5 protein-coding genes and 2 rRNA genes (1 of these 7 running past the window's edge) are annotated in these 6,952 nt (G+C 33.6%); 5 read left to right on the top strand and 2 right to left on the bottom strand.

Features of this window, described 5'->3' with window-relative positions:
- From A3EM_RS0135755 to A3EM_RS0135765, 3 genes are all read left to right on the top strand, one after another.
- Positions 1–190, top strand: a 23S ribosomal RNA gene (locus A3EM_RS0135755); it begins 2,635 nt to the left of the window's first position.
- 82 nt (positions 191–272) lie between these two features.
- Positions 273–384: ribosomal RNA gene (gene rrf / locus A3EM_RS0135760) — 5S ribosomal RNA — on the top strand.
- A 212-nt stretch (positions 385–596) separates the two neighbouring features.
- Positions 597–3,023, top strand: coding sequence for an ABC transporter permease (locus A3EM_RS0135765; RefSeq protein WP_020533054.1), 2,427 nt, complete (start codon positions 597–599; stop codon positions 3,021–3,023).
- 28 nt (positions 3,024–3,051) lie between these two features.
- On the opposite strand, the gene A3EM_RS0135770 is transcribed toward A3EM_RS0135765, so the two are convergent.
- Positions 3,052–3,990 (bottom strand): LysR substrate-binding domain-containing protein, encoded by a 939-nt coding sequence (locus A3EM_RS0135770; RefSeq protein ID WP_020533055.1) that lies wholly within the window; start codon positions 3,988–3,990, stop codon positions 3,052–3,054.
- 398 nt (positions 3,991–4,388) lie between these two features.
- Between A3EM_RS0135770 and A3EM_RS0135775 the strand changes: the two genes are divergently transcribed.
- On the top strand, positions 4,389–4,685 hold the full coding sequence (locus A3EM_RS0135775; RefSeq protein ID WP_020533056.1) for a hypothetical protein: 297 nt from the start codon (positions 4,389–4,391) through the stop codon (positions 4,683–4,685).
- Here A3EM_RS0135775 and A3EM_RS44700 read toward each other — a convergent pair.
- Positions 4,648–5,949 carry a sensor histidine kinase gene (locus tag A3EM_RS44700; protein ID WP_020533057.1) on the bottom strand — a complete coding sequence of 434 codons (1,302 nt, stop codon included), beginning with the start codon at positions 5,947–5,949 and terminating at the stop codon, positions 4,648–4,650. The two genes, A3EM_RS0135775 and A3EM_RS44700, sit on opposite strands and share 38 nt — an antisense overlap.
- A gap of 176 nt (positions 5,950–6,125) precedes the next feature.
- On the opposite strand from A3EM_RS44700, the gene A3EM_RS0135785 reads away from it, so the two are divergent.
- On the top strand, positions 6,126–6,542 hold the full coding sequence (locus A3EM_RS0135785) for a DUF1573 domain-containing protein (RefSeq protein WP_020533058.1): 417 nt from the start codon (positions 6,126–6,128) through the stop codon (positions 6,540–6,542).
- Positions 6,543–6,952: the final 410 nt, after the last annotated feature.

Below are 6,952 nucleotides of genomic sequence, written 5' to 3' on the forward strand. Positions count from 1 at the left end.
GTGGCGTCAGCTGCACCGCAGGGTAGCTATGTTCGGAAGGGATAAGCACTGAAAGCATCTAAGTGCGAAACCCACCTTAAGATGAGGCTTCTATATAAGGGTCGTTAGAGATGATAACGTTGATAGGCTGCAAGTGTAAAGTCAGAGATGGCAAAGCTGAGCAGTACTAATTGCCCAATTACTTTCTTAAAACAACCATGTGTTGGCAGTGTTTTACTAATCACAACATGTTAATTAACTAAAAAATATAATATTTATAATATTAAAGACTTAATGGTGACAATAGTGCAGGTGAACACCTCTTCCCATTCCGAACAGAGAAGTTAAGCCCTGTCACGCCAATGGTACTGCAGTAATATGTGGGAGAGTAGGTAATCGCCAGTCTTATCATTTTTGAGCCTCACTAAGAATATTAGTGAGGCTCTTCCTTTTTATAGAGGTTTGAGCTCTTCCCCCTCTAAATATAATATTTCCCGCCTGTATAATATTTTCTTGAAATTATTTAAAGTATGTAGAACTTTATATAAATGGAAAGCGAAAATAAGATGTTTTTTGGTTTCCTAATTATTTGTTAATCTTTAAGCCGAGTCTTTGATATGCTTAAGAATTACTTTATAACTGCGATTAGGAATCTTGAGAGGAATATTTTATTTACTTCAATAAATATTTTTGGACTGGCAATTGGGATTTCTTGTTCAATTCTTATCTATTTATATGTTTTAGATGAACTCAGCTTTGATAAATTTCATTCTAAATCTGACAGAATTTATAGATTAAATGAGTTTATTGCTGGAGAAAATGGAGGTTTTTCTGAACGTTCAGCAAGTTTGCCTTTTCCCGTTGCTGAGGCGATAAAGGAGGAGTTTCCAAATTTTGTTGAGGAGAGCATAAGGTTTTTTAATTTTCAAGCACCCTTGGTTGCAGTTGCCTATCCAGATAAAAATATTGAGTTTAATGAAACAAGGTTATTCTTTGTAGATTCCAATTATTATAAAGTTTTGGATATCCCATTTATTAGTGGAGAATCTTCAAAATCATTAAGCGCCCCAAATACAGTATTAATTACTAAAAATATTGCGACAAAATATTTTGGGGAAAACTGGAAAGAAGAGGAGGTTATTGGCGAATTTTTGAAATTCCAGGGGCGCACTGATCTTTTAATAACAGGCATACTGGAGGAAGCACCATTAAATGCACACTTTCAATATGATTTCCTTGTTTCTTTCTCTTCGTTGAGGGAATTAATGGGGGGGACTAATTCTTCAAATAATTGGTATTGGAACCCGTGCTGGACATACATTTTATTAAAAGAAAATGTTGATTATAGGAAGTTGAAAGAGCAGTTTCCAGGGTTTGTAAAGAAATTTTTCCCCGAAATTATTCGTAATGAAGTTACTCTTGATCTCCAGCCTATTACCGATATCCATTTAAATTCAAATTTAGATTTCGAAATTCAGCCGAATAGTAATAAAAACAATGTTTACATTTTCTCAGGAATTGCTATATTTATTTTACTGATTGCCTGTATTAATTTTATGAATTTATCCACTGCCAGGTCAGTTAAAAGAGCCAAAGAGGTGGGGGTCCGTAAGACATTTGGAAGTCGATATGAGCAATTGGTTTTTCAGTTTTTAACTGAATCATTTCTGATGACAGGGGTGTCAATGGTGTTGGCTCTGGCATTTACTTCCCTTATATTGCCCTGGTTCAATAATTTTACTGAAAAATCAATAGGGATTGATCCAGCTGCCGATGTTAATATTATATTACTATTAATTATCCTTACCTTTATTGTTGGGGTCTTTTCCGGAATTTATCCTGCAGTTATTTTATCCTCCTTTAAACCAGTAAAAGTCCTGAAATCAGAATATCAGAAGGTAAAGGGATTAACCTTTAGAAAAATGCTGGTAGTTTTTCAATTTTTTATTTCTATTACATTAATAATTGGGACATTTGTTATTCTTAAACAATTGAATCATCTGAAAACTGATGAATTGGGATTTCAAAAAGAGAATATTATTATGGTGCCTGTGATTCAAACACCTATTGGAAAGCATTATGGACCGTTAAAAGAAAAGTTTTTAAGTTATTCGAAGGTGTTGGAGGTTTCAGCTGTTGAGGAGATTCTCGGAGCTAAACACCAAGGTGCAAATTACAGGTTTGATGGAATGGAAAATTCCAAATTATTCTCTCGTCTTAATGTAAGGCATGATTTCCTCCAGACCTTTGGAGTTGAATTAATTGCTGGCAGAGATTTTTCAAAAGACTTTGATACTGATGATAGGTATGCTATAATCGTAAATGAAGAACTTGTTTCCCAAATGGGATGGGGACTTGAGGAGGCTGTTGGACAAAAGTACCATTTCGGAAGGTATGAAGGAGAGGTAATTGGGGTAATTAAAAATTTTAACTTTACCTCTAAACATCATTCAATAGCTCCATTAATCCTTGATCTGAACCTAAGCCCTCATGCGTTTAATTTATTTATTAAATATATGGGGATTAAAATTGCCCATGATGATATTCCCAGCTCAATTGCTTATTTGAGAGAAACCTGGAAAACATTTTTGCCCGAAAGACCATTTGAGTATTTTTTTCTGGATAAAAACTTAGAAAACCTTTACAAATCCGAAGCTAATTTAAGCAAGGTGACAGGAATTTTTTCTGTAATTGCCATTTTAGTAGCTTCTCTTGGTCTGTTGGGTTTAGCAGCCTATTCTATTGAGCAAAGAAAAAAGGAAATTGGAATAAGAAAAGTTTTGGGAAGCTCTATAATTCAAATACTGATGTTACTCTCCAAAGATTTCCTTCAGCTAATTGGGGTTGCTTTTGTAATTGCTTGCCCTGTGGCATGGTACGGACTGGAAAAATGGTTGGAAAGCTTTGCTTTTAGAATTAATCTGGATTTTTACTACTTTATTCTTGCCGGAATGATTACAATTTTGGTTGCATTATTTACCATATTATTACAGTCCCTTAAAACTGTAAATAATAATTTAATCTCAATAATGAGGGAAGATTAAATATTTTGTATTTGCCGGTTATCAGATTTTATCTCCAATGAATTACTCTTCCATTTTTATACTTGATCGTATATTCCTCAGGAATTTTTTCGATTATACTTTTTCTTAATTCTTTTATTAAATTATCTTTCAGATAACCTTTGTTTACTATAAAACTTACTTCTCTGAGAGGTTCAGGGGCTTCAAATTTTTTCACCATATTAAAATCATTAATATTGGAAAAAGCAGCCAAAGCAGGAATAAGGGTAATCCCACTACTGATGTTTACCATATTTTTTAATGTTTCAATGGAACCACTTTCATAAATGAATTCCATATTTTGAGTATCCAGTTGATTTTGATTACATATTTTTAGAGCCTGGTTTCTAAAACAATGCCCCTGGTTAAGCAGCCATAATTTGGCGTTTTCCAATTCACTTTCAGATAGTCTCTCTTTTTTAAACAAGGGATGATCAGTTGAAACATACCCATAAATAGGTTCATTAAAAATTGGGATTTCCTTTAATTCTTTTTCCTCAAGTGGAGTAACCGCAATCCCTAAATCTATCCTGTCTTTTTGTAGATAATCAATAATAGTTTCAGTTTGAAGTTCCTCAATAATTAGCTTAGAATCAGGGTGTTGCTTTACAAAATCTGGTAAAAATAATGGGACTAAATAAGGTGCTAATGTAGGGATGATTCCAATTCGAAATTGTCCGGACAATTTCCCCTTTTCATTGGTTAAATATTCTTTTATTCCATTAAACTCCCTAATAATTTTCCGGGCTTTGGAAATGATGATTTTTCCTACCTTTGTGGGTTCTAGTGGAGATTTGTATCTGTCGAATATTACTATACCTAATTCATCTTCCAGTTTTTGAATTTGCATACTTAAAGTAGGTTGTGTAACATGGCAAATTTCAGCAGCTTTGGTAAAACTTCTCTTTTCGTCTACTGCCATAATATATTCAAGCTGGACTATTGTCATAGTTTTTTCTTATGATAATGTAAGGAAAATCAATTTCATTAATACTCAAATTTAATGTAAATTAGGGAAGGATCTTTAAAAAAAAGAATTGATTGAAGTTTTAAAAACTTTCATCTTTTTAATTACTTATGATTTCTTTATATTGAAGTTGTTTAAAGTTAAACATTTTAGCTGCGAAATGAAGATTTTGCTTAATGCTTCCAGTGGCGATTGTCAAGCCCATTTTTCTTTGAATAAATCTTTTTAATTTAAGTGGAATTGGATTGACCAAACCAAAAGCTAATCAATCTCGTAAGGAATTCTTTACTTTAAAAACTTCATTGAAATATAGGTATACGCCTGTTATAAAGGCCTAAATTATAATAAACCATTATCTAAATTACCTTAACTAAACCACCATGAAAGATTTAATCATTCCTAAAAATAATCTTCGCTTTCTTATTGAAATTTCCTCCAATAAAGAAAAAATCTCCATAAATACAGATCGCTTTTTACAAGTATGTTATGATGAAGATATGTCCGTGAATGCTCCCTTGGCCCAGTTTGAATCCATTAAAGTAAACGGGAAGTATATAAATTGCCATGAATTAATTAAGGACACCCTGGAATTCATAGCCTATAAATTAGAGGTAGATCAGGCAGAAATATGTTCTACATTCAGGTTGAAAAAACAGAAATCCTTTCCTCACGGCTAATTGGGAATTTTAAAATAAAACAAGAACCTTTTCCTATTTCACTTTCTACAAGGATTTTTCCCTTAAGTGCCTTTACCATTGTTTTAACGTAGTTCAACCCAAGGCCGAACCCTTTTACATTGTGAATATTTCCTGTTGGAACTCGGTAAAACTTCTTGAAAATTAATTTTTGGTGTTTTGCTGAGATTCCTATTCCATTGTCTGTGATTTTAATCACCAACCAATTTTTTTGGTTGGAGGTTTCGATATTAATTTCGGGTCTGACAGTACAGTATTTTAAGGCATTATCCAGAAGGTTATGAAGAATATTGGTTAAATGAAGGGTATCTGCATTAATTATGTGATACTTAGCACTTAAAAAAATATCAAATTTTGCCCCATCTCCTTTGTGCATATCCTTAAAATTTGAATGAATTGATTCAAGAATTTGATGTGAATTAATAGGTTTGATTTGCAAGGCTTGGGGATCTTTTCCAACTCTGGCCATTTGAAGTACAGTTTCTACCTGCCCCTGAAGCCGATCAATTTCACCTTTTATAAGACCTGCATATTTCGTCAATCGTTTGGGAGTGTGAACGATTTCAGGGTCCATCAGTACTTTACTGGATATGGCTACGGTGGCAATAGGAGTTTTGAACTCATGGGTCATATTATTTATGAAATCTGTTTGAATTTCGGAAAGTTTTCGTTGTCTCAAAATAAAAAACAGAGAATAAGCGAAAAACATCACTACAATTAATAATACCACGCTGGAAAAAATCCAGATACCCATCTGATTGAGTAATTGCTGATTTTTGTGGGGAAAATAAACTCCAAAATAATAATTATCATCTTTCAGTTTTGGGAATGGAAAGTTACTGGCTTTTTCAGGATTACAGTTCTCAGTCTGACAAATATAATTTCCGTACTTCATGGCATTTTCCTGACAATCATAAATAGCATATTCAAAGTCAATATTTAGCCGTTGTTTAATAAATTCCTGTTTAATAAAAGCTTCTAGTACACTTGGATTAATCGCATCATTTACGCTTACAATGAAATAATTCGGGTTTTGCTGTTTTACTGGCTGGAGCTCCGGGGAGCCACTTTCATTGTATGCAGAAAGTCGCTGGGCCACCTGGACTAATGACTCGTCTACTTTTTGGGAAAACTCCTGGACTTCCAGATTAAAAGCTTTTTTGAACCAATAGGTTTGAACTACAATGATTCCCAAAATAGATAGAACCGACAGAATAATAAATACCCTTAAAGTCTTTCTTTCCATTGCATCTGTTGCTAAAAATTATAAGTTATCAAATATAACCTTTATTACAGTGAAGCAAATGAGGTTAGAATGGAGTTTAACTTTTCATTAACATGGTTTAGGTTTTTGTTAACAGCGATTTGAGAAAGTCGAAGTTAGATTTGAAACATAAATTCATAAACCCTAACCCAAAAAGAATGAAAAAGTATTTTTATTTAATCGGAATTGCCATGTTTTATGCGGCTACTACATTTGCCCAAAATGTAGAATTAGCTTCGAATGAATCCTCTAAAGCTGTTTTTACTTGGGAAAGCCAGGCGGTAAATCTTGGGAAAATTCCTCAGGGAATTCCTGCTGAAGCTACTTTCACTTTTACCAATACCGGAACAAGCCCAATTGTAATTTCAGATGTGAAACCTTCATGTGGATGTACGGCTACCGAATGGCCAAAAGAACCGGTAATGCCTGGGAAATCTGCTGTAATAAAGGCAAAATATAATGCGGCAAGTGCAGGTAATTTTAACAAAACTGTGAAGGTGACAGCAAACACTACTCAATCCATCACCACTCTTACAATAAGAGGTGAGGTAGTGGCCAAGACGGGAAATCAATAAGTTCTCATTTAAACGAAACTAAAATTGGTTTAGGCAAAGGAAATAATTTTGCCGTTGGGAACCAGCAACCCACTGAATTTTCCCAATATAAATCAATTATGGTGCACTATAAGTTAGATTGTGCGAAAAAGGCGGTAGCATCTACAGTCAAGGTCGGAAGAAAAATCTTCCGACTTTTTTTATTTTCAAGGAGTCATTTTTCTTAAAAAGGGGGAGATAAAAATCTGCATACTAATTGTTGATTGGTCTAACTAAATTGTAGAAACGGTTGTTTTATTAGTATTTTAAATAGGGATAAATAAAATGCTATGACAGTTTTTAAAGACCACAAAATATCGGCTGGCCAATTGTTTGACTTTATTCCCGAAGCACTGCTTACTCATCTTTCCACTACCACCAAAGTTGATTAT

The organism is Flexithrix dorotheae DSM 6795, assembly GCF_000379765.1.
GTDB lineage: Bacteria > Bacteroidota > Bacteroidia > Cytophagales > Flammeovirgaceae > Flexithrix > Flexithrix dorotheae.